The organism is Streptomyces sp. NPDC043738 (assembly GCF_056436545.1).
The window spans coordinates 92,386-118,647 of sequence record NZ_JBWKCJ010000020.1 but is presented as its reverse complement, the minus strand read 5'-3'; the positions used below and the strand labels follow the sequence as shown (position 1 = coordinate 118,647).

Annotated in this window: 24 protein-coding genes and 1 pseudogene; 12 read left to right on the top strand and 13 right to left on the bottom strand. The window is 71.1% G+C overall.

The features are described from left to right. Positions 1-137: 137 nt before the first annotated feature. Positions 138-2,612 (bottom strand): ABC transporter family substrate-binding protein, encoded by a 2,475-nt coding sequence (locus tag AC0680_RS24940; protein WP_478632543.1) that lies wholly within the window; start codon positions 2,610-2,612, stop codon positions 138-140. 390 nt (positions 2,613-3,002) lie between these two features. On the opposite strand from AC0680_RS24940, the gene AC0680_RS24935 reads away from it, so the two are divergent. The 5 genes from AC0680_RS24935 to AC0680_RS24915 all read left to right on the top strand — a co-directional run bounded on the left by AC0680_RS24935 (position 3,003) and on the right by AC0680_RS24915 (position 8,528). Beyond that, a complete protein-coding gene (locus tag AC0680_RS24935) occupies positions 3,003-3,305 on the top strand; it encodes a hypothetical protein (protein WP_478632541.1) in 303 nt (100 codons plus the stop codon). A gap of 131 nt (positions 3,306-3,436) precedes the next feature. Further along, positions 3,437-4,264, top strand: a complete 828-nt coding sequence (locus AC0680_RS24930; RefSeq protein WP_478632539.1) for a hypothetical protein — start codon at positions 3,437-3,439, stop codon at positions 4,262-4,264. A 75-nt stretch (positions 4,265-4,339) separates the two neighbouring features. Beyond that, positions 4,340-6,304 (top strand): fumarate reductase/succinate dehydrogenase flavoprotein subunit, encoded by a 1,965-nt coding sequence (locus AC0680_RS24925; protein ID WP_478632538.1) that lies wholly within the window; start codon positions 4,340-4,342, stop codon positions 6,302-6,304. After that, positions 6,301-7,119, top strand: a complete 819-nt coding sequence (locus AC0680_RS24920; protein WP_478632536.1) for a succinate dehydrogenase/fumarate reductase iron-sulfur subunit — start codon at positions 6,301-6,303, stop codon at positions 7,117-7,119. The genes AC0680_RS24925 and AC0680_RS24920 overlap by 4 nt, the downstream gene beginning before the upstream one ends. Further along, complete coding sequence (locus AC0680_RS24915) at positions 7,083-8,528, top strand: amidohydrolase family protein (RefSeq protein WP_478632533.1); 1,446 nt, start codon at positions 7,083-7,085, stop codon at positions 8,526-8,528. Before AC0680_RS24920 ends, AC0680_RS24915 begins: the two co-directional genes overlap by 37 nt. A 19-nt stretch (positions 8,529-8,547) precedes the next feature. Here the strand turns inward: AC0680_RS24915 and AC0680_RS24910 are convergent, their stop codons facing one another. From AC0680_RS24910 to AC0680_RS24885, 6 genes are all read right to left on the bottom strand, one after another. Continuing rightward, positions 8,548-11,214 (bottom strand): SpoIIE family protein phosphatase, encoded by a 2,667-nt coding sequence (locus tag AC0680_RS24910; RefSeq protein WP_478632633.1) that lies wholly within the window; start codon positions 11,212-11,214, stop codon positions 8,548-8,550. A gap of 171 nt (positions 11,215-11,385) precedes the next feature. Further along, positions 11,386-11,847: an ATP-binding protein gene (locus AC0680_RS24905; RefSeq protein ID WP_478632530.1), complete on the bottom strand. Its 462-nt coding sequence runs from the start codon at positions 11,845-11,847 to the stop codon at positions 11,386-11,388. A 225-nt stretch (positions 11,848-12,072) separates the two neighbouring features. After that, on the bottom strand, positions 12,073-12,498 hold the full coding sequence (locus AC0680_RS24900) for a (deoxy)nucleoside triphosphate pyrophosphohydrolase (RefSeq protein ID WP_468984838.1): 426 nt from the start codon (positions 12,496-12,498) through the stop codon (positions 12,073-12,075). Positions 12,499-12,549: 51 nt separating this feature from the next. Then, positions 12,550-12,729 (bottom strand): SPOR domain-containing protein, encoded by a 180-nt coding sequence (locus tag AC0680_RS24895; RefSeq protein ID WP_384432289.1) that lies wholly within the window; start codon positions 12,727-12,729, stop codon positions 12,550-12,552. Positions 12,730-12,974: 245 nt separating this feature from the next. Next, a complete protein-coding gene (locus tag AC0680_RS24890) occupies positions 12,975-14,678 on the bottom strand; it encodes an APC family permease (protein ID WP_478632526.1) in 1,704 nt (567 codons plus the stop codon). Positions 14,679-14,956: 278 nt separating this feature from the next. Beyond that, a complete protein-coding gene (locus tag AC0680_RS24885) occupies positions 14,957-15,709 on the bottom strand; it encodes a GntR family transcriptional regulator (RefSeq protein WP_478632524.1) in 753 nt (250 codons plus the stop codon). A 323-nt stretch (positions 15,710-16,032) separates the two neighbouring features. On the opposite strand from AC0680_RS24885, the gene AC0680_RS24880 reads away from it, so the two are divergent. Beyond that, positions 16,033-16,782 (top strand): PIG-L deacetylase family protein, encoded by a 750-nt coding sequence (locus tag AC0680_RS24880; protein ID WP_478632523.1) that lies wholly within the window; start codon positions 16,033-16,035, stop codon positions 16,780-16,782. 79 nt (positions 16,783-16,861) lie between these two features. Here the strand turns inward: AC0680_RS24880 and AC0680_RS24875 are convergent, their stop codons facing one another. Together AC0680_RS24875 and AC0680_RS24870 are read right to left on the bottom strand one after the other, a co-directional pair. Next, complete coding sequence (locus tag AC0680_RS24875; protein WP_478632521.1) at positions 16,862-17,914, bottom strand: alpha/beta fold hydrolase; 1,053 nt, start codon at positions 17,912-17,914, stop codon at positions 16,862-16,864. A gap of 184 nt (positions 17,915-18,098) precedes the next feature. Next, positions 18,099-18,878, bottom strand: a complete 780-nt coding sequence (locus tag AC0680_RS24870; protein ID WP_478632520.1) for a nucleotidyltransferase domain-containing protein — start codon at positions 18,876-18,878, stop codon at positions 18,099-18,101. Between the two features lie 319 nt (positions 18,879-19,197). Here AC0680_RS24870 and AC0680_RS24865 point away from each other — a divergent pair. Both AC0680_RS24865 and AC0680_RS24860 read left to right on the top strand, forming a co-directional pair. Beyond that, positions 19,198-19,380: pseudogene (locus AC0680_RS24865) on the top strand (Uma2 family endonuclease); the annotation flags it as partial. Between the two features lie 373 nt (positions 19,381-19,753). Beyond that, positions 19,754-20,023 (top strand): hypothetical protein, encoded by a 270-nt coding sequence (locus tag AC0680_RS24860; RefSeq protein WP_478632518.1) that lies wholly within the window; start codon positions 19,754-19,756, stop codon positions 20,021-20,023. A gap of 115 nt (positions 20,024-20,138) precedes the next feature. Here the strand turns inward: AC0680_RS24860 and AC0680_RS24855 are convergent, their stop codons facing one another. From AC0680_RS24855 to AC0680_RS24840, 4 genes are read right to left on the bottom strand one after another with little or no spacing between them, the layout of a single operon-like run. Then, the gene (locus tag AC0680_RS24855; protein WP_478632515.1) at positions 20,139-20,681 is read right to left on the bottom strand and encodes an NUDIX hydrolase; all 543 of its coding nucleotides are present in this window, start codon (positions 20,679-20,681) and stop codon (positions 20,139-20,141) included. Positions 20,682-20,692: 11 nt separating this feature from the next. Next, a complete protein-coding gene (locus AC0680_RS24850) occupies positions 20,693-21,817 on the bottom strand; it encodes an adenosylhomocysteinase (RefSeq protein WP_478632512.1) in 1,125 nt (374 codons plus the stop codon). Next, entirely contained in the window at positions 21,789-22,247 is a 459-nt protein-coding gene (locus AC0680_RS24845) for a hypothetical protein (RefSeq protein ID WP_478632510.1), read from the bottom strand. Before AC0680_RS24845 ends, AC0680_RS24850 begins: the two co-directional genes overlap by 29 nt. Continuing rightward, positions 22,247-22,654, bottom strand: a complete 408-nt coding sequence (locus AC0680_RS24840) for a hypothetical protein (RefSeq protein ID WP_478632509.1) — start codon at positions 22,652-22,654, stop codon at positions 22,247-22,249. Before AC0680_RS24840 ends, AC0680_RS24845 begins: the two co-directional genes overlap by 1 nt. A gap of 121 nt (positions 22,655-22,775) precedes the next feature. Here AC0680_RS24840 and AC0680_RS24835 point away from each other — a divergent pair, with 121 nt between their 5' ends. The 4 genes from AC0680_RS24835 to AC0680_RS24820 are packed head-to-tail and all read left to right on the top strand — an operon-like array spanning position 22,776 to position 26,053. Beyond that, a complete protein-coding gene (locus tag AC0680_RS24835) occupies positions 22,776-23,858 on the top strand; it encodes a helix-turn-helix domain-containing protein (RefSeq protein ID WP_478632507.1) in 1,083 nt (360 codons plus the stop codon). Positions 23,859-23,871: 13 nt separating this feature from the next. Continuing rightward, positions 23,872-24,561, top strand: a complete 690-nt coding sequence (locus AC0680_RS24830; protein WP_478632506.1) for a YdcF family protein — start codon at positions 23,872-23,874, stop codon at positions 24,559-24,561. A 22-nt stretch (positions 24,562-24,583) separates the two neighbouring features. After that, positions 24,584-25,309, top strand: coding sequence for a WbqC family protein (locus AC0680_RS24825; protein WP_478632505.1), 726 nt, complete (start codon positions 24,584-24,586; stop codon positions 25,307-25,309). Between the two features lie 9 nt (positions 25,310-25,318). Further along, positions 25,319-26,053: an HNH endonuclease gene (locus AC0680_RS24820; RefSeq protein ID WP_478632503.1), complete on the top strand. Its 735-nt coding sequence runs from the start codon at positions 25,319-25,321 to the stop codon at positions 26,051-26,053. Positions 26,054-26,262: the final 209 nt, after the last annotated feature.

The window sequence follows — 26,262 nt, the reverse complement described above, 5'->3', positions numbered from 1 at the left end:
GGTACGCGCGCCTGCCGGGCATGACACGCCACGGCCTCACCCCATGGTACGTGGCCGCGGCGGTTATGGCCGCCGCAGCCCAGGTCCACACCGTCTGACCTGCGGTTTTTTACCGATTGTTAGCTTTGGGGTGGCCCTTACTTCTTGTAGCCGATGTCCTGGAACCGCGGTGTGGCGAAGCCGAAGGCGCCGACGTTGGCGAGCGACTCCTTGGTGGCCACGAGCTCGGGCCGCTGGTAGAGCGGGATCGACCCGGCGGCCGCCCAGATCCGGGCGTCGGCCTGCTCCACCAGCGTGCGGGCGGCGCCCTCGTCCAGCTCGGAGGCGGCCTGGTCGAAGAGCTGGTCGATGTGGTCGGTGCCGACCCGGCTGTAGTTCTGCTCGACGGTCAGCGAGCCGTCGGCCGCCGGCTGCGGCTTGGCGTAGATCGGGCGGGCGTCGGTCGCCGGATAGGCGGTGCCGGGCCAGGAGTACAGCGCCAGGTCGAAGTCGCCGGAGGCGATGTGGTCCTGGAAGTAGCTGGCGTCGGAGACCCGCTGGAGCGAGGTCTGCACGCCGATCTTGTCGAGCATCGTGGCGATCCGCCGGGCGACGGTGCGCAGCGGCTCGGCGGCCGCGCCGTCGGGCACGACGAAACGCAGCGTGAGCGGCTTGCCGTTCTTCTTGACGGTGGTGGTGCGGGCCGCCGTCTTTCCGCCGGCCGGGTCCCGGTCGGCGCGGGCGGCCACCGCGCCGTGGGCGTGCCCGGCGTGCCCGGCGGCGACGTGGCGGGCGCCGGGGTGGCCGGCGGATCCCGGCAGGTCCACCTGCCGGCCGGTCTCGACCAGCTCGGCGGCGCTCAGCGTCTGCGCCGCGCGCATGCGGTACCGCTTGTACCTGGCGTACGCGGCGGAGTCGCGGTCGCCGTCCGCCTTCTCCTTCTGCCGGGCGGCCGCCTCCTTGTAGATCGAGGCGCTCTGCCGCAGCAGGGCGGCCCGCTGGATCTCGGAGCCGACCGCGCCGGTGAAGGACAGCGGCGCCTCGGCGGCGGCGGGCCGGGCACCCGGCTCCTCCTCGCCGCGGGCAGGCGGGCCGGCGTGGCCGGGAGCGGGGCGGCCCGGGTTGCGGCCGTCGTTCGCGCCGTCGGCGTCCTCGTCGTAGGCGTCGGTCCCGGCGTCCCGGTCGTCCTCGTCCTCGTAGCCGCCACGCCCGGGCCCGTCCCCCACCCGGCCGCCGGACGCCGCCTCGCCGTCCTCGTCCCCGGGGCCGTCCGCGCCGCGCCACGCGCCGGGCGCCGGCGCGGCCGCCTTGCCGCCGGCCTGCTGCCGGTCGCCGTCGGACTTCCAGCCGGCGTCGGCGAGCAGCGCCTTGGCCGCCCCGGCGTCCTGGTCGCCGAGCGCGTCGCTGTGGTCCTCGTAGCCGCGCTGCCCGGCCATCAGCAGATGGCTGCCCAGCGGCTCGGACGGCAGGTCGAGCGGCTTGAGGACGACGTCGGCGAGGGCCTGCCGGTCGATGGCGCGGGCCACCGCGCGGCGCACCCGGTCGTCGGCCAGCGGGCCGCTGCTGCCGTTGAGGGCGAGCTGGGTGTAGGCGGGCTCCAGGGCCTTGTGGAGGGTGTAGCCGCTCAGCGCCGCGCGCTCGGCGGCGTTCTTGGCGCCGTGCCGGTCCTGGGCCCGGCTGCCGTCGCCCTGGGGGCCCGCGTTGCCGGCCGCGGGCTTACGGAGGAAGCCGGGCGCGGCCGGGCCCCGGGCGGAGGCGACCCGCTTCGCGGCGATCTGGTCGACCGCGGCGACGTCGATGGACCCGGCGGCCAGCGCCGCCGACCGCTTCTCCCCGGGCAGCGCCTCCAGCACGATCTTGTCGAGCTTGGCGGGCGCCCCCCACCACGAGGGGTTCCGTGCCAGGACGACCCGCCCCTTGGCCGCGTCCCGCTTCTGGACCAGGAACGGGCCCGCGCCCACCGCGAGCCGCTCGCGCGCGGAGTCGTTGAAGGCGTTGGCGTTGCCCATCACGCTCCTGGGGTAGAGCGGGGTGAACAGCGACCGCCAGTCGGCGTAGGGCCGGGCGAAGGTGACCTTGACCTCCCGGCTGCCCGCGCCCTGCTCGACCTTGCCGATCCGGTCGTAGCCGGCGTTGCGGGCGGTCCAGTACGCGTTGTCCCTGCCGCGCAGCGCCGTCCACTGGGCGACGAAGTCCGCGGCGGTGATCGCGGTGCCGTCGCTCCACCGCGCCTTGGGGTTGATCTTGTAGGTGACGACCTGCTTGGGGTCGCGGGCGCTGACGTCCGCGGCGTCGAGGTAGTCCGCGTTGCGCTGCGGCGCGCCGCCGGCGTCGACGGTGAACATGCTGGGCAGCACCGCACCGGTGATCCGGCTGGTGGTCGCGTCGGCGTCGGCCTGGAAGGCGTTGAGGGTGCCCGGCATCGCGTCGACCGCCCAGCGCAGGGTGCCGCCGTCCTTGAGCTCGCCGCGGGGCGCCGGGGCGATGTCCTGGGACGCCGGGGAGGACGACTGCCCGCCCTCCCCGCTGCATCCGGTGAGGGCCGGCAGCGGGAGCAGCACCCCCGCGGCGGCCAGTGCGGCGATGCGGCGTCCACGGGCCGCGCGGGCCGAGGGGTTGTCGTGGTGGGTCATGACTGTTACCTCCGGGCTCGCCCGCGCGGCGCCGCCGGCGGGCTGGCTCCGGCACACCACGTTCGGCCGACTTTGCGGCTCATCACATCTATGAGCCCCTACTGAAAGCGACCGTTCGGCGCCCGGCCACCCGACACGGCCAAGCCCGCACGAAGGCCACCCGCCCGGCGCAATACGACGGGCTGACAAGGGGTCAGCGGCCGTGCGTACGCCCGTATTTGCCACCCTCTCCCGTATCGGCGTTCGATCTCCGCCGTCGCACGCGGTAGCCGAAACGCACCGGTTCGAGTCGTAATCGCGCCGGACCCCTTCCCAACGCCTACTGTGACGCGCGACACTCTCGGGCGCATGAGATCGCCCACCACACCTTCAAAAGTGAGGGCACGTTATATGTCCCATCAGGACGAACTGACGGCGGTTGAACGCAGCCTGGACGACCTGGTCCGGTCGGTGGGAAGGCTGGAGGCGCGACTCGGCGCCGGCCTGGACGTGCGCCGGGTGCGCAGCGATGCGGACCACCTGCGCGAGAGCCTCGCCCTGCTGAAGCAGAGCGCGGCGGCCGGGCCGTCCCGCCGGGGCGGCGCTCCCCCCGCCGTCGAGATGGTGACGATCTCCGACGCCCCCTACGACGCGGCGCTGTGGGTGGGAGCCGATGACGAGGGACTCGGCTGCCGCAACGGTCATGCGCCCTAGGGAGAGACCCCTGGTGGATGCCCCTTAGGGGGTGTCCTCGCCCCACTCAGACCCCTACCCCGTTGCCGCCCCGACGGAAAGCGATTGCGGAACGAGCATTCCGGACGGAGCGCCCTTCTCGGAGACCGACGTTGGCCACTGGCACCGAACCCTCATCGCAAACGGGCGCGAGCGGTGTGCACACTGCCTCGCGCGCCGCCATTCCCGCCCGCCATCTGCGGACCGACCGCTGGTGGCTGGCGCCGGCCGGCACCGCCGCCGGACTGCTCGCGTTCATCGTCTACTCGACCTGGCGGGCGTTCGCGAACGCCGACTACTACGCCGCGCCCTATGTCTCGCCGTTCTACTCGCCGTGCCTGGCGCAGAACTGCCACACCATGCGCGGCGGGCCCAACTGGGAGATCGTCGGCAGCTGGTGGGGCCTGTCCCCGGCACTGCTCATCCTGATCTTCCCGCTGGGCTTCCGGCTGACCTGCTACTACTACCGCAAGGCCTACTACCGCGGCTTCTGGGCCTCGCCGCCGGCCTGCGCGGTCGCCGAACCGCACAAGAAGTACACCGGTGAGACCCGCTTCCCGCTGATCCTGCAGAACATCCACCGCTACTTCTTCTACTTCGCGGTGCTGGTCGCCGGGGTGCTGACCTACGACACCGCGCTGACCTTCCGCGACGCGCACTACGAGTGGGGCCACATGGGTCTGGGCACCCTGGTCTTCCTCGCCAACATCGTGCTGATCTGGGCGTACACCCTCTCCTGCCACTCCTGCCGGCACATCATCGGCGGCCGGCTGCGGCACTTCTCCAAGCACCCGGTGCGCTACCGGATGTGGGGCTGGGTCGGCAGGCTCAACGAGCGGCACATGCTGCTCGCCTGGTCCTCCCTGATCAGCGTGGCCCTGGCGGACTTCTACGTCTTCCTGCTGGCCAGCGGGGCCTTCTCGGACCCCCGCTTCTTCTGACCGACTTCTGCGACGGCGGCTGCCCCCGTGGCAGCCGTCCCGACGGCAGCTTCTCCAAGGAAAGGTGTGCCCCCGATGGCGCATGTGGACCGGCAGGCATGGGACGTGGTCGTGGTGGGCGCGGGCGGCGCCGGGCTGCGCGCCGCCATCGAGGCCCGCGAGGCCGGTATGCGGACGGCCGTGATCTGCAAGTCCCTGTTCGGCAAGGCCCATACGGTGATGGCCGAGGGCGGTATCGCGGCCAGCATGGGCAACGTCAACGAGCACGACAACTGGCAGGTCCACTTCCGCGACACCATGCGCGGCGGGAAGTTCCTCAACCACTGGCGGATGGCCGAGCTGCACGCCCGCGAAGCGCCCGACCGGGTATGGGAGTTGGAGACCTGGGGCGCGCTCTTCGACCGCACGCCCGACGGCCGGATCTCCCAGCGCAACTTCGGCGGCCACGAGTACCCGCGCCTCGCGCACGTCGGCGACCGTACGGGCCTGGAGCTGATCCGTACCCTCCAGCAGAAGATCGTCTCGCTGCAGCAGGAGGACGAGCGGGAGTTCGGCGCCCACGACGCCCGGCTGAAGGTCTTCCAGGAGTGCACCGTCACCCGCATCCTCAAGGAGCGCGGCGCGGAGGCGGACGGCCGGGTCGCCGGGGCCTTCTGCTACGAGCGGGAGTCCGGCCGCTTCTTCGTCCTGGAGGCCCCGGCGGTGGTGCTGGCCACCGGCGGCATCGGCAAGTCCTTCAAGGTGACGTCGAACTCCTGGGAGTACACCGGCGACGGGCACGCGCTGGCGCTGCTCGCCGGGGCACCGCTGATCAACATGGAGATGGTGCAGTTCCACCCCACCGGCATGGTCTGGCCGCCGTCGGTCAAGGGCATCCTCGTCACCGAGTCCGTACGCGGCGACGGCGGGGTGCTGCGCAACAGCGACGGCCGGCGCTTCATGTTCGACTACATCCCCGACGTCTTCAAGGAGAAGTACGCCGAGACCGAGGAGGAGGGCGACCGCTGGTACGAGGACCCGGAGACCAACCGCCGCCCGCCCGAGCTGCTGCCCCGCGACGAGGTCGCCCGCGCGATCAACGCCGAGGTCAAGGAGGGGCGCGGCTCCCCGCACGGCGGGGTCTATCTGGACGTCTCGACCCGGATGCCGGCCGAGGTGATCAAGCGCCGGCTGCCGTCGATGCACCACCAGTTCCTGGAGCTGGCGGACGTGGACATCACCGCCGAGCCGATGGAGGTCGGGCCGACCTGCCACTACGTGATGGGCGGGGTCGATGTGGACCCGGACACCGCGGCGGCGACCGGCGTACCGGGCCTGTTCGCGGCCGGTGAGGTCGCCGGCGGGATGCACGGCTCCAACCGGCTGGGCGGCAACTCCCTGTCCGACCTGCTGGTCTTCGGCCGCCGGGCGGGGCTGCACGCGGCCGAGTACACGGCGGCGCTGGCCGAGCGGCCCACCGTCGACCCGCTGCAGATCGACGCCGCCGAGGCGGAGGCGCTGCGGCCCTTCAGCGCCGAGGCCGGCGAGGGCGCGGACGGCACCGGGCACGACGAGGGCCCGGCGGAGAACCCGTACACCCTCCACCAGGAGCTCCAGAAGGCGATGAACGCCCTGGTCGGCATCATCCGCAAGGAGGGCGAGATGTACGAGGCCCTCAAACGGCTCGCGGATCTGCGGGTACGGGCCCGGCGGGCCGGCGTCGAGGGGCACCGGCAGTACAACCCGGGCTGGCACCTCTCCATGGACCTGCGGAACATGCTGCTGGTCAGCGAGTGTGTGGCCCGGTCCGCGCTGGAGCGCGAGGAGAGCCGGGGCGGGCACACCCGCGACGACCACCCGGCGATGGACCGCAACTGGCGCAACATCAATCTGGTCTGCCGGCTCGCGGACCCGCAGGGCGACTCCCGGGCCGCGGACCCGGCGCTGGGACAGATCCGGCTCTCCCGCCGGGAGATGCCGCCGATCCGCCGCGATCTGCTGGAGCTGTTCGAGAAGGACGAGCTGGCGAAGTATCTGACGGACGAGGAGCTGAGCCGGTGAGCGAGCAGCAGACGGTATCCGACGCGGCGGAGGGGCCCGGGAAGTCCGGTGCCTACCAGGCGCACTTCCGGGTGTGGCGGGGCGACACCGGCGCCGGAGGCCTTGAGGACTTCACGGTCGAGGTGCACGAGGGCGAGGTGGTGCTGGACATCATCCACCGGCTGCAGGCGACCCAGGCGCCGGATCTCGCGGTGCGCTGGAACTGCAAGGCGGGCAAGTGCGGTTCGTGCAGCGCGGAGGTCAACGGCCGGCCGCGGCTGATGTGCATGACCCGGATGTCGGTGTTCGACCGTACGGAGACGATCACGGTCACGCCGATGCGGGCGTTCCCGGTCATCCGCGACCTGGTCACCGACGTGTCGTTCAACTACACCAAGGCCCGCGAGATCCCCTCGTTCATGCCGCCCGCGGAGCTGGCGCCCGGTGAGTACCGCATGCAGCAGGAGGACGTGGGCCGCTCGCAGGAGTTCCGCAAGTGCATCGAGTGCTTCCTGTGCCAGGACACCTGCCACGTGGTCCGGGACCACGAGGAGAACAAGGCGGCGTTCGCCGGCCCGCGCTTCCTGATGCGGATCGCCGAGCTCGACATGCATCCGCTGGACGCGGCGCCGGCGTCCGGCATCGACCGCAAGAGCACCGCGCAGGACGAGCACGGGCTGGGCTACTGCAACATCACCAAGTGCTGCACGGAGGTCTGCCCCGAGCACATCAAGATCACCGACAATGCGCTGATCCCGCTGAAGGAGCGCGCCGCGGACCGTAAGTACGACCCGCTGGTGTGGCTCGGGAACAAGATCCGGCGCCGTACGGAATGACCTCCCCGCGGATCGGACGGCGCACGGTCCTCGCGGGCATCGGCAGCCTTCCGCTCGCCGCGGCGGCCGGCGTGCCCGAGTCCGACGACCGGGCCGCCGGCCCCGCGACGGCCCCGGGCGGCGGGCGTCCGACGCTGCTGCGCGGCGCCGATCTGGTGCTCACCATGGACCCCGGTCTGGGCGAGGGCCCCCTTGGCGCGCTGGAGGACGGCGTCGACCTGCTGCTGCGCGACGGCACGATCGCCGCCGTCGGACGGCACCTGGAGGCACCGCCCGGCGCCCGGGTGCTGGAGGCCGGCGGCCGGATCGTGCTGCCGGGTTTCGTGGATCTGCACAACCACCTGTGGCAGTCCAGCATCCGGGGCGGCTGCGCGGACCGGGACCTGAGCGGGTGGCTGTCCGGCTGCAACGGACATGTGCTGTCGAGGATCGGACCCCGGGACATGTACCGCTTCGTGCGTCTGGCCGCGCTCGACGCCCTCGGCGCGGGCGTCACCACCGTCGTCGACTGGGTCCACCCCATCCCGTACGACACCGCCGGGGCCTACGTCCGGGCGCTGGACGACGCCGGGGTGCGGTTCGTCTACGCGGCGGCCCAGCACGCCGCCGCCCGGGAGCTGATCCCCCGGGTCAAGAGGGACTTCCTGGACCCGCTGCCGCTGGCCTTGGCGCAGGTGTCGGCGCAGGCCGGGATGTCCGTCCGCGCCGAGCTGCGCCAGTTCCACGAGCTGGCCCGGGAGCTGGGCGTGATGCTCAACTGCCATGTGCTGGAGTGCCGCGCGGACCGCGCGGACGATCCGGTCCGCGCGCTGCGGGAGGTCGGCGCCTTCGGCCCGGACCTGCTGATGAACCACGCGGTGCACCTCGACGACCGGGAGATCGCGCTGACCGGCGAGCACGACGTCCGGGTGGCGCACTGCCCGCTCAGCAACATGCGGCTGGCCTCGGGCATCGCGCCGCTGCCCGCGCTGCACCGCCGCGGCGTGCGGGCCGGGCTCGGCCACGACGGCGGGACCAACGACACCTCGGACATGTTCAACCTGATGAAGGCGGCGGTGGGCCTCCAGCGGGCCCGGCACGAGGACGCGGGGGTCCATCCGACGATCCCGGCGGTGCTGCGGATGGCGACGCTGGGCGGTGCGGAGTGCATCGGCATGGCCGACCGGGTCGGGTCGCTGACTCCGGGCAAGCGCGCCGACGTCGTCGTCCTGGACCCCGGCACCCTCAACTTCGCCCCGCGCTTCGACTGGACCAGCCAGATCGTGCTCAACGGGCAGCCGCCGAACGTCAGCGAGGTCTTCGTCGACGGGCGGCTGCGCAAGGCGCGCGGTGAGCTGGTGGGGGTGGACACCGCGCGGGTGGTCCGCGAGGCGGAGCGGGCGGCGGCGAACCTGCGGGCCGCCGCCTGACGCCGCCTCGGCACGGGCCTCAGAACAGACTCAGCAGCGCTTCCGAGGGGTCCATGCCCGTCGACTCCCCGTCGGGCAGGGCGAGTTCGAACCAGACGGTCTTGCCGCGCGGGGTGCGGCGGCTGCCCCAGCCCTCGCTGAGCAGACCGACCAGCTGCAGTCCGCGGCCGCCCTCGTCGGTGTCCCGGGCGCGGCGGCGGCGCGGCTGGGCGAGATCGGCGTCCCAGACCTCGCAGACCAGCGTGCGGTCCAGCAGCAGCCGCAGCCGGATCTCGCCGTGGCCGTGCCGCAGCGCGTTCGTCACCAGCTCGCTGACCAGCAGCTCCGCGGTGTCGACCAGCCCCTGCAGGCCCCAGTCCGTCAGCTGGTCGCGGGCCAGCTCACGGGCACGGGCCACCGAACGGGCCTCCGGCGCGAGGCTCCAGTCGCCCACCGAGTCCTTGGGCAGCCCGTGCACCCGGGCCATCAGCAGCGCGATGTCGTCCTCGCCGTGCGAGGTGTCCAGGGCGCTCAGGACGTGGTCGCAGGCGTCCTCCAGCTGGCGGTCGGCGCCCGACAGCGCCGCCCGGAAGGCCTGCAGCCCCTCGTCGAGGGGGTGGTGGCGGGACTCCACCAGCCCGTCGGTGTACAGGGCCAGCAGCGCGCCGTCCGGCAGCTCCACCTCGATCTCCTCGAACGGCTCGCCCCCGACGCCCAGCGGCATCCCCGGCGGTACGTCGAGCAGCAGCGCGTCCTCGCCCTCCTCGACCAGGACCGGCGGCAGATGCCCGGCGTTGGCGAACGTCGCCCGCCGGGTGACCGGGTCGTAGACGGCGTAGACGCAGGTGGCGAGGTAGACCTCGGAGAGGTCGGCGGTACGGGCGGAGCGGCCCGGCTCCGGTGCGCCGGCGGCACCTGACCGGCCGCGGGACGCGCGCCCGGCGGACCGGCCGTCGCCGCTGCCGCCGAGCCCGCGGGCGATCTCGTCCAGCGCCGAGAGCACCTCGGCCGGCTCCAGGTCCAGCAGCGCCAGCGTCCTTACGGCGGTGCGGAGTTCGCCCATCGCCACGGCGGCGCGCAGCCCGCGGCCCATGACGTCGCCGACGACCAACGCCGTGCGGTGTCCGGGGAGTTCGATGACGTCGAACCAGTCGCCGCCGACCTCGGTCGCGGTGGTGCCGGGCAGATAGCGGCAGGCGATGTCGAGGCCGGCCGCCTCCGGGTCGCCGGGCGGCAGCAGGCTGCGCTGCAGGATCAGCGCGCGTTCGTGCTCGCGGCGGTAGAGGCGGGCGTTGTCGATGCAGACCGCGGCGCGCGCCGCGAGCTCCACGGCCAGGGCGGTGTCGCGTTCCCCGAACGGCTCGCTGCCCTTCGCGCGGGAGAACTGCACCAGCCCGACGACGGTGTCCCTGGCGACCATGGGGACGACGAGCGTGGAGTGCACCACGGCGCCCAGCTCCGGTCCTTCGTCGCTCTCCCGGCCCGGGATGATCTGCGCCTGGGCGGTGCGCAGGGCGGCCGCGCAGGGGGAGTTGAAGGGGTAGCGGTGGACGGCGCCGACGGCGACCGGCGGGTCCTGGGGCGCGCCGCCGGCGGCACTGGCGAACGGGGCGTCGGAGACGGCGCTGGCGAACGCGACCCGGCGCAGCTCGGCGCTGCCGTCGCTCATGCCGGGCGGTGCCTCGTCGCCGGCCAGCAGGCCCTGATAGAGGTCCACCGACGCCAGATCGCAGAACTGCGGGACGGCGACGTCCAACAGGGTGCGGGCGGTGGTCTCCAGGTCGAGGGAGTTGCCTATCCGGGCGCCGGCCTCGTTGAGCAGGGCGAGGTTGCGGCGGGCGCTGGCGGCCTCGCGCTCGGCCCGGCGCCGGCCGGTGACGTCGGCGGCGAGCGCCGCGACGCCGATGGGGCGGCCGCTGGCGCCGTGCAGTCGGTAGAGCGACACCGACCAGCGGCGGCGCTCCTCCTCGCCGGGCACCGCCCCCACCAGCTGCATCTCGGTGACCGGTTCGCCGGTCTCCAGGACGCGGCGCAGCGCGGCGGTCATCCGCTCGGCCTCGGGGCGCGGCAGGAAGTCGTGCGGGGTGCGGCCGCGGTACTTGGCGGCGGGGCCGCCGAAGACCGTGGCGAAGCGCTCGTTGACCCGCAGCAGCTTCAGGTCCGTGCCGAACAGGGTGAAGCCCATGGGGGATTGACCGAAAACGGCCTGTGAGGCGGCGAGGTCGGTCTCGATGCCGCGCAGCGCCCGGACATCGACGACGACGCAGACCGCGGCGCGCTGCCCGGCCTCGTCGTGGGAGGGCATCACATAGATCTCGGCGAGCCCGTCGGCCGGTCCGCCCTCGGCCCTGCGGTAGGGCACCAGGCCGGTCCACTCGCGGCCGTCGAGGATCTCCGACACCTTGCGGCGCCCGGTCTCGCGGAACTCGCTGGGGACGAACGCCTCGATGGGGTCCTTGCCGATGGCGTAGCGGGCGGGGATCCCGAGCATCTGCTCGGCCCGCTCGCTCCACTGGTCGATCCGCCCGTCGGGGCCGAGCGAGAAGGAGGCCACTCTGATGTAGTCGTAGATCGAGCCGGGCCGGCTGCTCTGCCATACGGGCGGACCGTGCAGGTCGCGGGCGTACGCACGCCCACCTGGGTCACCGGGGCCGTCCGCACCACCCTGACCCTCGGCCTGTGCGGGTTCTGCCCCGCCAGATGACATCTCGCTCACGAGCCCCGTCCCCTCCAGCTCATCGTGCCCGGACCGGACCAGCCTGAGTATCCAGCACCTCGGCTATCCGGAACACGGTCTTCACGATCACAGCACAGTCTCGATCGCAGGCCATCTACAAAATGTCGATGAAATGGCAACGATCAGGACTCCACATGTCTCCTAACCAGCCACCGACAGCTCGAACCACACTGTCTTGCCACTCTTTCCACGCCGGGTCCCCCAGCGTCGCGAACTGCACGCGACCAGCTGCAATCCACGGCCGCCCTCGTCGTCCGGGGCGGCTGCGCGCTCCTGCGGCGGGTCGGGCAGCGGGTCGGAGACCTCGACGAGCAGCCCGCCGGAGCTCAGCAGCACCATGCGGACGCCGATCGGTCCGCTGGCGTAGCGCAGGGAGTTGGTGACGAGCTCGCTGACGAGTAGTACGGCCACATCGGTGGCGCCGTTCAGTCCCCAGTCGTCCAGCACCCGACGGACCATCGTGCGGGCGGTGCGCACCGCTCCGGGGTCGGCCGGAAAGCTCCATTCGGCGATCGGTGAACCGGTGGCCCTGCCGCGCTTGCGGACACTGCTGGAGCCGGATTCCGGGGCCCCTGCCGCTGCGCTGTCGCTCACGCCGATCACATCCCAACCCCGATGGCATCCCCGTCGGATTGCCCACATTGAAGGGGTCAATCTGGACATACCCGATATCGAGGTCGAAGTATCGCCGCCAACGGTGCGCTGTGACACAAATGGCGCATATGGGAACAGTGGGGCCGTGCGTGCGCGGCGGGCGGTCATGCGTGCGCGGCGAAGGAGCCAAGGCACACGGGGCGCGAGCCAGGGCGGGCGGGCGGCCGCGCGCGCTCAAGCGGACCGCACGCCCGGGATCCCGGCCGTGGCGACCAGCCTGCGCATCGCCTCGGCGACCGCCGGGCGGTCCTGATCCAGCCAGTCGACCTGCGACTCCTCGCCGGGCAGCAGCCAGCGCAGCTCGTCGTGGTCCTGCAGCGGCCGCGGCTCACCGGACGCCAGCCGGGCCGTCCACACCTGCAGGACGTAGCCGGGCCGCAGCACCCACTCCCCGGGGATGCGCTCCCCGACCACCGCCTCGACGCCCAGCTCCTCACGCAGTTCGCGCTCCAGCGCCCGTTCGGGCGTCTCGTCGTCCTCCACCTTGCCGCCGGGCAGCTCCCAGCGGCCGGCCAGCGCGGGCGGTGCGCTGCGGCGTGCGGCCAGCAGCCGCCCGCCCTGGCACACCGCTCCGCCCACTACTACGCGCACCGTCGTCATGCGCGGCAGCCTACGTCCCCCGCCTTCGTCCCGCTTCTCGCCCGCCGCCCCTCAGGTCGCCGCATGGTCGACCTTCTCGACCACGTAGAGCTGCCGCCGGCCCGGTGAATCGAGCCGGTCGGCCACCCGCTCCGCCTCCGCCCGGGTGGCATAGCGGCCGACGCGATACCGGTTGCCCCCTTCGTCCTGGCGGATGACGAGCCAGGGGAGCACGGCTCCACCCTCGGTCATTGCGCCCCTCCGTCCGCCACACAGCGCGTCGTGACGCGCCCCTCGTCTGCTGATGCCGAAATCGCAATCCGCATATGCCCGAGCGTACGCCCGACCTTTACGCACCGGATATGGATTTACACAAAGAGGTACCGAACCGGCCACTCGCGGGCCCCGGGTGTACCGGAAGCGGCCTGCGAGTGGCCGGTTTTCGCCCGAAGGACCGGGCGTATGTCCGAAACTGTGAGGCGTGGCGCCAGGCTGACTCAGGCCCCGACGGACGCCTTGGCCCCTTCTGCCTCTCCGGCCGCGTCCGCCGCGGCGGCCTCTTCCTCCGCACGGATCTCGGCCTCGACCTGGACCAGCGACGGGTTGCGCCACGAACTGCGCACGCCCCAGTAGTAGAAGGCCAGTCCGATCACGGCGACCACGACGATGTCCCAGCCTGCGGGCAGATAGCCCTTACCGCCGAACTCCTTGCCGCCCATGTACGACACCGCGGCCATGACCAGCAGATACGCCACCATCCAGGCGCCGGCCTTGAGGTGCGGGCGCAGCCCGGCCCACGGCTTGCGGCCCTGGGTCAGCGGCTTGCCGATCTCGTACCAGGCCCAGACCGGCAGTCCGACGGCCATGATCAGGATGACCTTGCCGGTCAGCGGCCAGCGGCCCCAGTACAGGACCAGCGAGCCGAAGACCATCGCGACCGGCGCGATGAGCGGCATCACCCGGAGCTTGACCGGGCGGGTGAGGTCCGGCGAGATGCGGCGCAGCGACATCACCGCGACCGGGCCGGTGATGTACGAGATGACGGTGGCGACCGAGACGATCTCGGCGAGCGAGCCCCAGCCGCGGAAGACCGCGAGGAAGAGGAAGGCGATCACGAGGTTGAGCAGCAGCGCCGGACGCGGCACGCCGGTCTTCTTGTCCACCTTGCCGAAGACGCCGGGCAGATGACCGTTCTCCTGCACGCCGTGGATCATGCGCGAGGTGGTGGCGGCGTAGATCATGCCGGTGCCGGACGGCGAGACGAAGGCGTCCGCGTACAGCAGCAGCGCCAGCCAGTTCAGGCCCCAGGCCACCGCGAGGTCGGCGAGCGGCGAGTTGTAGCCGAGGCCGGCCCAGCCGCCGCTGGCGCCCAGCTTGTCGGCGGGGACCGCCATCAGGAACGCGACCTGCAGCGCGACATAGATGACCAGCGCGATCAGGATCGACCAGACGACGGCCTTGGGCAGCGACTTGCCCGGGTTGCGGGCCTCGCCGGCGAGGTTCAGCGGGGACTGGAAGCCGTTGTAGGCCCAGACGATGCCGGAGACGGCGACGGCGGTGAAGACCGAGCTCCAGCCGTTGGGGGTGAAGCCGCCGTTGCCGGTGATGTTGTCCGTGTCGAAGTGCGCCAGCATCAGCGCGCTGGCGGTCAGCACCGGCACCACGACCTTGAAGACCGTGATCGCGGTGTTGGTCTTCGCGAACAGCGAGATGGCGAACCAGTTGAGGAAGAAGTAGAAGATCAGCAGGACGCTGGCGAGCCCGACACCGGTGCCGGTCAGCTCCTTGCCGTCGTAGAGCGCCTTCGCCCAGCCGAAGTCCCAGGAACTCATGTACTGGACCGAGGCGGTGGCCTCACCGGGGATGACCGAGACGATCGCGATCCAGTTGGCCCAGGCCGCGAGGTAGCCGGCCAGCGAGCCGTGCGAGTACTGGCCGTAGCGGACCATGCCGCCGGCCTTCGGGAACATCGCACCCAGCTCGCTGTAGGTGAGCGCGATGGTGAGCGCGACCAGCGCGCCGATGACCCAGGCCAGGATCGCGGCCGGACCGGCGATGGCGGCGGCCCGCTCGGCCCCGAAGAGCCAGCCGGAGCCGATGATGGACCCGAGGCCCGTCGCGGTCAGGGCGATGGTCCCGAGGGACCGCCGGTAATTCGAATGCGAACCCTGCTCCGCACCCTGGGTTTTCGTCGTGCTCACGTGCTGGTCTCCTGGTCTTCCCCCGTGCCGTGCACAAACTTCGCCATCGTAAGAGCGAATCCGAAGATCGGCTTCCCGCTGCTGGCCAAAACTCCCGCCCAGCTGAGGGTCTGTGAGGTTTCCAACACCAAGATCCAGCCAACATTCACGGGCATATCCCATCAAAAGGGACATCGGACTGGAGACTGAAAGCCGCCACGGATCCAGTACGGGCCGCCGGGAGGGCGGATACGGAGGCGGAGCGGCGACGGCAGAGGGCGGCCTCGCGGGCCGCCCGGCTACTTCACCGGCAGGTGGTAGGCCACCCGATACCGGTCCGCGAGCGTGACGACATCGGCGGTCTCGACCGGCCTGCGGCCCGCGAAGTACGTACGCGAGACGACCAGCACCGCATGCCCCGGCACCCCGCCGAGCGCCATGGCCTCCTCGGCCAGCGCGGGCCGCGCCCCGACCTCCTCGACGACGTTGTCCACCACCACGTCGATGGCCGCCATCCGCTCGACCACCCCGCGCCCCGCCAGCGGCCCCTCCTCCGGCAGCATCACGGGCGTCCGCCCCGTCACCTCCAGGGGCTCCCAGGACGTGGAGAGCATCGCCGGCTCGCCCTCCGCCCGGAACACATAGCGGGTGCGCATCACCCTGGCCCCCGGCGGAACGCGCAGCCGGGCGGCGACCGCCGAACTGGCCCCCTCCTGCTCGCTGTTGGACTCCCAGGTGCCGCGCACCCGCTCGTCCGTCTGCTCCTGCCGGAAGGGCGTACAGCCGCCGACCGCGTGGAATCCGGCCCGGGCGATACGGCGCGGGACGGGCTGCTCGCGCACGTAGGTGCCCGAGCCCGAGCGGCCCTCGACCAGGCCCTCGGCCATCAGGACCTTGCGCGCCTCCAGCGCGACGGTGTCCGAGACGCCGTACTCCTCGCGGATACGGGCCTGGGAGGGGAGGCGGGTGTGCGGCGGAAGCACCCCGTCGACGATCTTCTGGCGCAGGTCGCCGGCGACGCGGAGGTACGCGGGCTGCTCACCGAAAGGCACGTGCCCCTCCCAACAGCTTGACAGTCAGCAACAGCGTGGCAACGGCGCGTTGCCGACCGCAACCTTGGGCCAGATATTCACCTGATGTGATGAAACCCAGTTCAGCCGCCCGAGGAGCGCGCACGGACCCACCAGGCTCCTCTCCCCACCTCACCCACACCCCACGCCCCACCTCCCGGAGCGCGCCGCCCTCTCGTGGCACGATCGACCCGGACCAGCCCCCAACGGGACCGCCCGGCAGCGGAACCCGCTCCACCGCACGGACCGCTCACCACACGGCACCGGCCCGGAAGCAGGTTCACCGGAAGGGAAGGAAGGCACCCATGCCCGCCGAACCCGGCCTCTCCCCCATGCCCAAGGAGTGGCAGCGCGCCCTCGCGGTCGTCGCCCACCCCGACGACCTGGAGTACGGCGCCGCGGCCGCCATCGCCGAATGGACCGCCGCCGGACGCGAGGTCAGCTACCTGCTCGTGACCCGCGGCGAGGCCGGCATCGACGGACTGGCACCCGGGGAGTGCGCGCGCATCCGCGAGGCCGAGCAGCGGGCCGGCGCGGCGCTCGTCGGCGTGCACACCGTCGAGTTCCTCGAACACCACCACGACGGCGTCATCGAGGCCGGTACGGCGCTGCGCCGCGACCTCTCCGCGGCCATCCGGCGCCACCGCCCCGAGCTGCTGATCACCCTCAACCACCACGACACCTGGGGCGGGGTGGAGTGGAACACCCCGGACCACCGGGTGGTCGGCCGCGCCGTCCTGGACGCGGCGGGCGACGCCGGCAACCGCTGGATCTTCCCCGAGCTGGCCGACGTGCGCGGCCTGGCGCCCTGGAACGGCGTCCGCTGGGTCGCCGTGGCCGGCTCCCCCCACCCCACCCACGCCGCCGAGGTCGGCCCCGGCATCGACCGCGCGGTCGCCTCACTGGCGGCGCACGCCACGTACATCAGGGGCCTCGGCGGCCCCGAACAGGACCCGCACAGCTACGCCCGCACCTTCATCGAACAGACCCTGCGCACCGGCGGCGAACGCTACCGGGGCCGCCCGGCGACGCTCTTCCAGGTCTTTCCGCGGTAGGGGGCCCGATCGGCGGGCCGCCGCCGAGGCCTGCGACTCGCCTCCCCGCCCTCATGGGTGCCTCGACGGCGAACCGGCCTCACGCTCCCGTGCCCACGCGCCCGGCCTTCACGACCCCTCCCACGAACCCGGCCACCAGCTCCGCCACCTCCTCCGGCCGCTCCAGCGCCATCGCGTGGGTCCCGTCCACCCCCGCCACGGTCACCTGCGGCTGCGTCCGCGCCAGCTCCCCCAGATCGCGGTGCAGCCCCTCCACATACGCGGCCATCAGCTCCTCGAACCAGGGCGGCATGCCCGGCACCTGGGGGTTGGGGCGCAGCGCCCGGGCGATCAGCAACGGCCGCGTCACCCGCCGGTAGAGCGCGAACAGATCGATCCCCGCCATCGCCTCCTGGACCTGGACCGCCTGCCGTCGCCCCGGCCGCAGGAACAGCCGCCCGTCCGCCGTCCGCGCCAAGGACCGCCGCACCCCGGCCGCCATGAACTCGCCGGGAATTCCCAACTGCGCCGCCATCGCCGCCTGATACCCGTACACGCCGTCCAACGCGGCCGCGTCGAAGGGCCGTCCACCCGTCTCCTCCGCGAACTTCCGCGCCTCCGCCAGTCGTTCGCGCACGTACGCGGCGTCCAGCCCCACGTACTGCTCCACCCGCCCCATCCCGTGCCCGTCGAGGTTCACCGCGGCGGGCGTGTCGGGCAGCAGCTCCAGGCACCGCGCGGCCACCATCCCGCCCATCGAATGCCCCACCACCACGGCCTCCGGCACCCCGCAGGCCGCCGACACCGCCGCCACATCCCCCACGGCCACCTCGAACGTCCACGGCACCGCGCCGTCACCCGACCGCCCGTGGCCCCGCAGATCCATCGCCAGCACCCGGTGCCGCGCGGCCAGCAGCGGCGCGACCCGCTCCCAGTCCGCCAACGTCCGCCCCGCCCCGTGCAACAACAGCACCGCGGGCCCGGCCCCGCCGTGATCCCGCACGGCCAGCTCCACCCCGTCGCCGGCCATACACGTCAGGTCCCCGCTCCCCCCGTTCCCCCTGCCGCTGACCCCGCCGTCCGGCTGCCTGCCCGCCTGACCGCTGACCTGGCCGCTGACCTGACCGTTCACCTTGTTCGCGCTCTCCGTCATGCATCCAAGCTAGGCGCACGAATTCCCCGCAAATTCGCCCCTGAAGACGATGCCCGAGCCCCCAAATCCGGGCCATAATGAACTAACCCCACTTGGAGCTTCCCCCTTAGGACTGCCCCCTTTTGGACCGCCCCGTATCCGCGGGCCCCTGTTGGCGGGTCCCGTCGCGGCCGGGCCGGGTGGTCTATCCGTACGAAGAGAGCAGCCGCCCGACGACCGGCCCCAGGAAGCGGGCCGCCAGCCCCGCCCTCCGGCGCCGCCAGGCCTCGTCCTCCTGCCCCGCCCCCTCCACGCCGTCCCCATATCGGCGCCGACGGATGTCCGCCACGGCCTCCCCGGGGGCGTCGAGCTCGGCGCAAAGCACGTCGAGGGCCTCGCGTTTGCTGATCAGTCGGCGGTCCCGCAGGGTGATGTGCATCCGGGCCACGGTGAGCACGGCGTAGTCCAGCCAGCCGTCCTGGAGCAGCAGTTCACTGCGCGACGCGGCGAGGCCGGCGAGGCTCTCCCGCAGCTCGCCGACGATGAAGTCGGCGAGTTGACGATCCGTCACCGTGGGCAGCAGCCCGGCGACCTGCCGACCGTGCAGCACCCGCCCGAACGTGTGCAGTTCCCGCCTGGCGACCGGACTGACCGGGCGGGCGTAGTACTCCTGGTGGGCCCATACCGGATGCTCCCGGTCCGGATCGTCCAGTCCGTCGGCGGGGAGGTACGAGCAGTGCAGCCCGCGCGCGAGCGGCAGCTCCCGCACCAGCCGCTCGTGGAGCCCGATCAGCCGCCGCTCCTCCTCGGGGGTGCAGGGCCGGTCGAGCACGGCGACCAGATCGAGGTCGCTGCGACCGGGGCGGTAATCGGTTCCCTCGGCGATCGAACCGTGCACCCAGAGCGCGGCGAGCGGCACGAAGGGCGGGCCGAGGGCCTCGGTGAAACGCGCGAGGAGGTCATCGGTCGCCGGGTCCCCGCTCACACCTGTCGCGGCTCCGGCGGCGCCGGGGCCGGGGGCGGATACGGAAGACCGTCCGGCGACGGGTTCACCGGAAGCCTCATCGGCGCTGATCGTCATAACGACCCAGTCCGCAGCGGCGGGCACACAGCTACGCAGCCGGGCCGCACACCTGAAGAATCGTCGCCGTGCCCCGAGGCTCGGCGCTCTCGTGCAGCGTGATGACATCACCAGGGGCAAGGCGCCGCCACTGCGTGGGGTCCAGGGGCAGCAGGCGCACCGAGGCCCGCCCACCATGCTCACCGTCGCCCTCGAGCCGGACCTGCTGGTCACGACGGACGACGCCGAGGCCGGCATCCCGCACCACTGGTGCGTCGAAGACGAGGACGGCGCACCGGTCGTACATGTCTACGAGCTCGATGAGCCGACCCGTAGGTACGCGCCCGCCGGTATCTTCCGAGGCTCACTCCGGCGTCCGGTGCCCTTCGAGATCAGCCTTGATCTCGACACGCTTGCGCCGGGCCGGCCGGGCCGACACCGCGAGGCGATTCCCGGTCGGCGCCCAGTCGGCGCGGGCATGCGAAAGGGTCGGACTGGAGACAGTCCGACCCTTTCCGAGCTGCGCATTCGTCCGCTCAGCGACGCGGTGTCACGTCACCCGCTCACACGTTGAACCGGAACTCATGACCCGTTCCGCTGACCTGCACCGGAGACACCAGGCCCCCTCTGACCTGCCATTACTACGGTTGGTGATGTTGGTTGGAGTTGAGCCCGTTCGAAGATCCCGCGGACTCCTTGCGGACCGCGCGGACAGACGGGCCGCGGCCGGGCGTCGCCCGGTGCCCTGCCATCGGGCGACGCCTTGATCCGAATTCCTCCGGACCGAGGGAGTCAGCCCCGTGTCTCGTACCGATCGAACCAGTGCCTACCGCGATCTGCTCGCGGCCATCCTCGAGGCGCTCGACATTCCGCACCCCGCGACGGTGGGCGACGCCGAGCGGCACGATCGGGTGCTCGCCGACCGCGCCATGCATGCCGTAATCGCCCTGCGCTCCGTCGTCGAAGCCAGGGACGAACCGTTGCTCGGCCTCGAGTGGACGACCGAGTACCTGCGCGAGCAGCTCGCCAAGACCCCTGCGACGGGCTACGCCGCGTGGGGTGAGCGGTAGGCGCAGACGAACGAGCGCCCCGACTCGCCGGGGAGGGTGCGGGTCAGGGCGTTCGCGTTACGAGGCTTCCAGGGTGCGCGTAGGGATCGCAGCGCCGCAGCGGCCTGTCTTCCGGTCAGCGCAGGGCCTGCATGACGCGGCTGCGCAGCGCCTCATCCGCGAGGGTTTCGGCGTCGCGCCACGCCGCGGCCGTAACCTCCTCGGTCTGGAGCTCGCCGACATCGGCCGAGGTCCGGAAGAGGAACCGAAAGTCGACGTGCTGGTGCTCGGGCTCGCCCTTGGCGTCGTTCGCCGGGATGGGGTGCACGTCGATGTGGAGCGGGCGCAGCCCTGCCGGGACGACGACGGACGCGGGGATGCCGGTCTCCTCGGTGAGCTCGCGCTGCGCCGCGTCGACGAGCCGGGCGTCATCGGCCTCAAGGTGCCCGCCGGGCAGCAACCAGCGGTCGAGAGCCAGATGCCGGATGTGGAGCACGCGGCCGGCGGGGTCGGCGAGGATCGCACCCGCCGTGGCGTGCCCCCGGAACTCCTTCCGCGAGGTGAGGTCAGCGCCGGCGTCGAGGAGGTCGAGGATGGGCTCGAGCCGCCCTTTCTCGTCCGGGCGGGTGTCGAGGTAGTCGTCGACGGTCTCGCGGATGTGCTCGGCCGTGATGGGCACGGGCAGGTCTCCTATCGGTTGAAGTAGTCGAGCCACGTCGCCGCGATGGCGGCGCGGTCGGTCGGGCTGATCTCGTGCATACCGGGGTCCAGCTCGCCGCGGGCGAGCATGGCGGAAGCCGCGAGTATCTCGGCCTGCACGAGGAAGATGAACGGTCCCACGCTGGCCCCGTGCAGGAAGTTGACCGCGTTACCGCCGTTGAGGAGGTAGAAGTAGTGGCCGGTCGTCAGGTACCGGGTGACGTGTTCGCCGATGTGGGCACGCTCGTAGACGTCCGGCAGGCCGTTGAGCTCGAGCTCGTCCTCGCTGCTGGTGACGGTCGCCACGTACGCGCCGTTGCACAGCCGCGGGAAGTCCTCGCCGCGCAGCGCCAGCGAACCGGTCGCACACAGTACGAGCCCAGCGTCCTTGAGACCGCTTGCGTGGTCACGAGCCACCGTGAAGCCCTGCGAGAGTGCCTGTGTGCGGCGCACGGCGTCGATGTCGTAGACGGTCACCCGTACACCCTTGGCGTGCAACATGCGGGCGATGGAGCTGCCCAGCTTGCCAAAGCCGATCACGAGCGCGGTACGGCCGTGCAGGATGTCGCCGCGGCTGCGCATCAGGGCCTCGGTGGAGAACACCACGGACTGCCCGACGAGGAAGTCCTCGGGGTCCTTCAGCGGCGAGCGGGCCACGGAGACGACCGGGCAGGGCAGCTTGTCGCGCTCGGCGTACCGCTTGTGCCCGTTCTCGGTGTCCTCGACCACGCCCAGGACGCGACCCGAGAAGTGATCGCACAGAGCGTCGAGGGCCGGGGCGAAGTACCCGCCGACGTCGAGCAGCACGACCGGGCGGCCGGCGGCGCGCGCCTCGACGTACCGCACGGCGCGTTCGGGGTCGGCGAACATCTCGCGCGTCAGCCTGTCGCACGCGTGCCCGTCGGCCTCGACCTGGTGCCGGGCCTCGGCCTGTACAGACTTGGGCTTGGGCAGTACGGCGCGCAGGTCGGTCACGTTCGCCACGCCCCGCACGAACGCCGGGCGCTCCGGCAACAGGTGCGTGATCAGGAACGATGCGGGGCGTTCCTGGGGAGCGAACCGCGTGGCGATGCGCCCGAAGTAGGCGTCAAGACGAGCACGTTCGAAGGTTTCCATTCTGCCTCTCCTCCCTTGCGACGATCACGGGTTGTGCTGAGTCGATCTGTGGTTGCTCAAAAGCGCGGCGAAGCGTCTCGGGGGCGGTGAGCCTCTCGTCGTCGGGCAACTCGCACCATCCGCCGAACCACTCGTCGCAGCGGTACGGGTTCGGGGCGACAAGCCATGAGCCCTTGGACAGCAGCCGCACCGGCAAGCCGTCCCACGCGCCTCGGCTGCCGGTCGGAACGGCGAAGTAGAGGCGTTCGCCCGGACGGTCGTAGAGCACCGGGCCGAGCCGCTCCTCGGCCGTCCTGAGCCGTGCGAGCGCGAGGAATCCGGCGTCGGCGGACACCCGTACGACGTCCCACACGTGGCCGATCGCGAGCAGGTGCACACCGGGGACGTCCTCGACGAGCGGTGCGGCGCGCAGCGCCTCACGCAGGGACATCAGACGCCCCCTTTCCGCCGGGCCACAGGGCCGGCGTCGACGGGGCGAAGATCGCCGTGCCTCGGCTTGGCCGAGCGGACCACGATCAGGCGCGCGTTCGTCTGGCCTATCTGCCGTTCGCGCTCCGCAACGATGCGTTTCGGCCCGAGGTGGCTACGAGCGGGCAGGACAACGCCGTACGTGTCCGGCAGCACCAGCACGTCGAGCAACCCCACGAAAGCCGCCGACCGTACCTCGGCGACGGTTCCCCACTCGGTGAAGAGGCCGCACAGCGTCAGCTCGTGCTGTCGGCAGTATTCAACGAGGGAGTCGGCAAGGGCAGCGTGCCGGGCCTCACTGCTCGTACGACGCAAGTAGCCATACACATAAGGGCCGTTCACCGGTCGTCGCTCTGTGATCTGTTCCATGGCTTCGAGCGTCGTGGCGGACCAACGGCCTCGAAATGACCGGGCGTTGCACTTCCGTTGCACTTCCGGACCGCAGCCACCACGCAGCGTGCTTCCATACGTGACAAGAGGGAGGCAGCCCGTGATCGGTGTGCAGCAGTGGACCGGCCTCGAAGCGAGCGCCCTGCGCGCTGCGCTCCGGATGAGTACGCGCACATTCGCTGAGCACCTGGGCGTCGCTCTGCGCACCGTGGCGAAGTGGGAGAAGCTCGGTGCGGACACCGTTCCCCGGCCGGATACACAGGCCATCCTCGACACCGCGCTCGCACGTGCTGACACGTTGGCGCGAGGCCGTTTCGAGGCGCTGCTCTCCCGTTCCATGGACGGCCGGGCAGGGCGCAGCTCAGTTCGCCCAGCGGACTACGAGACATGGACGGAGGACCTCGACCGCGCCATCGTGTGTCTGAGCCGTCAGAACTTCTCGTTCGCCTCACACCTGTTGAACCGGTGGCTCGGCAGCCACAACCCGCGTGCGCTCGAGGACAAGGGCCTGTACCTCTACGGCCGGTCGCTCGTCCTCCTCGGCGATCTGCAACGTGACCAGGGCGCGACCCTCGGCCCCCTCTCCGCCCACCACTCGTACAACACCGCACGCAGCCTGTTCGCCGAGCTCGACATCCCTCGCCGTGTCGCGCAGATCGAGCTGTCGCTCGCCGTGGTCGACGAGATGTCCGGGAAGCTCGAGACGTCTGCCCGACAGTACGAGCGGCTGGCGACCGACGAGCGGCTGAGCGGGCGCGACCGCGCCCGAGCCCGGCTGTGGGTAGGCACGGCGCTCAGCAAGAACGGCAACAACGACTACGCGGTCAAGGTGATGACGGCCGCCACCCACGCTTTTGAGGATCTCGCGGAGCCCGAGGACTGGTCTGTCGCTCACCAGAAGATCGCCCTCGCCTACCGCGGGGCCGGCGACCTTACGCGAGCGCTCCAGTACATCGACATCGCACGTACTACCGGCACGGTCGACTCCCCCATGCAGCATGTACGTCTGGACACCGCACACGGACACATCCTTCTGTCCGACCCCGCCACCCGAGATGATGGGCTTTCCGTCCTCGACGACGCGGCGCAGGTGGCAAGGCAATACGGGTTGAGCCACCAGCTTCGCAGCATCGAGGGCATCCGACGGTCCTGCGATGGCCCGTCGGCTGTCCTGTCGAGGTAAGTGGCCAGCGAGGATGAACCAGGGAGTATCAGTGCCGGACCGCGAGCAGCACGAGATCACCGATGCGCAGTGGCACGACGCCGAGCTGATTTGGGCCTATCACCAGATGGGGCACGAGCCTCGCCCCTGCTCGGCAGCAATCTGCCTCGGCAGCCACGATCTCGGAGCCGCGACGTTCGCGGCCAAGCAGTATCACGCCGGTCTGTTCCCCGTGCTCGTGTTCAGCGGTGGCAACAGTCCGACCACGGCAGCCCTCTACCCTCGCGGCGAGGCCGTGCACTTCCGTGAGCACGCGCTCGACCTGGGCGTACCCGACGACGTGATCCTCCTCGAGCCCAACGCCGGGAACACCGGGCAGAACATCACGTTCTCGCGTGAGGTCCTGCGCGGAGCCGGAGTCGAGGTCGACTCCGTGATGCTGATGGCCATGCCGTACATGGAGCGGCGCGCCTATGCGACGTGCCGCAAGGTGTGGCCCGAGGTCGAGGCCGTGTGTGCTTCCGATCCGCTGGACTTCACCGATTACGTGAAGAGCATCGGCGACGAGAAGTTGGTCATCGACACAATGGTCGGCGACCTGCAACGAGTGATCGAGTACCCGAAGTTGGGCTTCGCCATCGAGCAGGAAGTACCCGTTGATGTCCATGCCGCCTACGAGCGCCTCTTGCGCGCCGGATTCGACACCCGACTCCTCAAGTCCTGAGCCGCCTGCACTGCCAGGCGCGGTGTGCGCCATCCATCAGCCGAACCTGTTCCCGCGGCTGTCCACCCTGGCGAAGCTGTACGCGGCCGACCGGTGGATCGTCCTCGACGACGTGCAGTTCGCGCGACGGGACTACCAGCACCGCGCCCGACTGGCCAGCTTGAGAGAGCCCCGCGCCCGACAGTGGCTGTCGCTGTCCACGCACCTCCCCCGAGGACGCTCAACCTTGATCCTCGAGGCGCGCCTCGCCGAGCCCCACAGATGCCGGCGCCGAGTTGCCGCGCTCGTCCGCCAGCACTACGGCCGTAGCCACCACTGGCACGCCGTACAGGAGGTCCTCGAGCCCGTTCTCGACCGCTTCGGGGCGACGGACCGCACGGCGGACATCGCCGAGGCTTCCGCCCTCGCCCTGTTGTCGTCGTTGGGCTGGCGCGGCGAGGTCCTCCACAGCAGCGCCCTACCCGCCCGTGACGGGCGCTCGCAACGCCTCGCCGACCTCGCCGCGGCGACGGGCAGCACGGTCTACCTCTGCGGTACGGGTGGAATGCGCTACCTCGAGGTCGAGCCGTTCGCCGAACGCCGCATCGCTGTTGTGCCCTTCCGTACCCCCGCCGTTGCCCCCGTCTGGCAGTTCGCCCGCGAAGTCAGTGCGCTGTGGGCGCTCGCGTCCATCGGGCCGAGCAACGTTGCTGCTGCGCTGCGCAGCGTCGCTGCGGCGCAGCAAGAGGCGGTCCCTGGGGCCGAGTAGCGTACGGTCATGTCTGAGAAGCGACCGGCAGTGCCCCGCCCCTTGGCTCGTCAACTCCTTGTTGAGGCAGGGCACAGGTGCGCTATCCCTACTTGTCGCGCCACAACAACCGAACTAGCCCACATCATCCCGTGGAACCGCGTACGCAAACACGAGTTCCACAACATGATCGTCTTGTGTCCGAACTGCCACACGCGTTTCGATCGCGGCGAGATCGACCGACTGGCGATGTTGCACTACAAGGAACAGCTTCGCCTCATTGGCGCCCCAGAAGCTGAGGGGTTCGACGCGCGGCGGAAAACACTGCTCGACACCTATCGCTTCTTCCAGAACGAAATGGACCTCTGGAGTGCTTCTATCGCTGCACTCGCCAGCACGAATGTCGCTTCAAGTTGCTCACTGGACGCTATCCGCGTGGCTAGAGAGGACTGTGCAGTCAAAGCCAGCCGGATGAACGAAGCCGTACATCGACTGAGCGACGACAGCAATCAAGACGTCAGTTTTCTTGTGGACTTCATCTACAAGTGGCTGCTGAGATGGGCGAACGACACTTTCGACCTCAAATGGCCGGACTACTCGCAGTCCATCGAGGACCGTTGCGCGGAACTTAGGACACTCGACGACGCACTAATTGAGCTCCATGAGCACATATGTGCAGCACTCGGTGTTGATCCTCGTGAACTCCCATACAAGATGGACCTGGACGATATAGAGCCAATGCAGCTCGGAACCCTGCCTCTGTAGCGCAACTGGTGCGCCCTTTCCGGGTGAGTCAAGCTGCCCCTGTTTCGCGCCGGGCTGCCCCGCGCGCGTGTGGAGGGCATCGACCGGTCGATAAGGGCTCGTTGTCAGTGGCGGGGTGGACTCGCGCGCGTGCGCGCCCAAGGTCGCGACCGGTCGCAGACGGACATTCCAGCGCCCAAGATGGCAGCGAAGATGACGAAGGTGACAGC

Excerpts from the sequence above, each read along its gene's own strand:
- AC0680_RS24850 (WP_478632512.1), bottom strand. The coding sequence starts at position 21,817 with ATGGAAACCTTCGAACGTGCTCGTCTTGACGCCTACTTCGGGCGCATC.
- AC0680_RS24840 (WP_478632509.1), bottom strand. The coding sequence starts at position 22,654 with ATGGAACAGATCACAGAGCGACGACCGGTGAACGGCCCTTATGTGTAT.
- AC0680_RS24830 (WP_478632506.1), top strand. The coding sequence starts at position 23,872 with ATGAACCAGGGAGTATCAGTGCCGGACCGCGAGCAGCACGAGATCACC.
- AC0680_RS24880 (WP_478632523.1), top strand. The coding sequence starts at position 16,033 with ATGCCCGCCGAACCCGGCCTCTCCCCCATGCCCAAGGAGTGGCAGCGC.
- AC0680_RS24940 (WP_478632543.1), bottom strand. The coding sequence starts at position 2,612 with ATGACCCACCACGACAACCCCTCGGCCCGCGCGGCCCGTGGACGCCGC.
- AC0680_RS24935 (WP_478632541.1), top strand. The coding sequence starts at position 3,003 with ATGTCCCATCAGGACGAACTGACGGCGGTTGAACGCAGCCTGGACGAC.
- AC0680_RS24820 (WP_478632503.1), top strand. The coding sequence starts at position 25,319 with ATGTCTGAGAAGCGACCGGCAGTGCCCCGCCCCTTGGCTCGTCAACTC.
- AC0680_RS24895 (WP_384432289.1), bottom strand. The coding sequence starts at position 12,729 with ATGACCGAGGGTGGAGCCGTGCTCCCCTGGCTCGTCATCCGCCAGGAC.
- AC0680_RS24925 (WP_478632538.1), top strand. The coding sequence starts at position 4,340 with ATGGCGCATGTGGACCGGCAGGCATGGGACGTGGTCGTGGTGGGCGCG.
- AC0680_RS24900 (WP_468984838.1), bottom strand. The coding sequence starts at position 12,498 with ATGACGACGGTGCGCGTAGTAGTGGGCGGAGCGGTGTGCCAGGGCGGG.
- AC0680_RS24875 (WP_478632521.1), bottom strand. The coding sequence starts at position 17,914 with ATGACGGAGAGCGCGAACAAGGTGAACGGTCAGGTCAGCGGCCAGGTC.
- AC0680_RS24845 (WP_478632510.1), bottom strand. The coding sequence starts at position 22,247 with ATGTCCCTGCGTGAGGCGCTGCGCGCCGCACCGCTCGTCGAGGACGTC.
- AC0680_RS24910 (WP_478632633.1), bottom strand. The coding sequence starts at position 11,214 with ATGTCATCTGGCGGGGCAGAACCCGCACAGGCCGAGGGTCAGGGTGGT.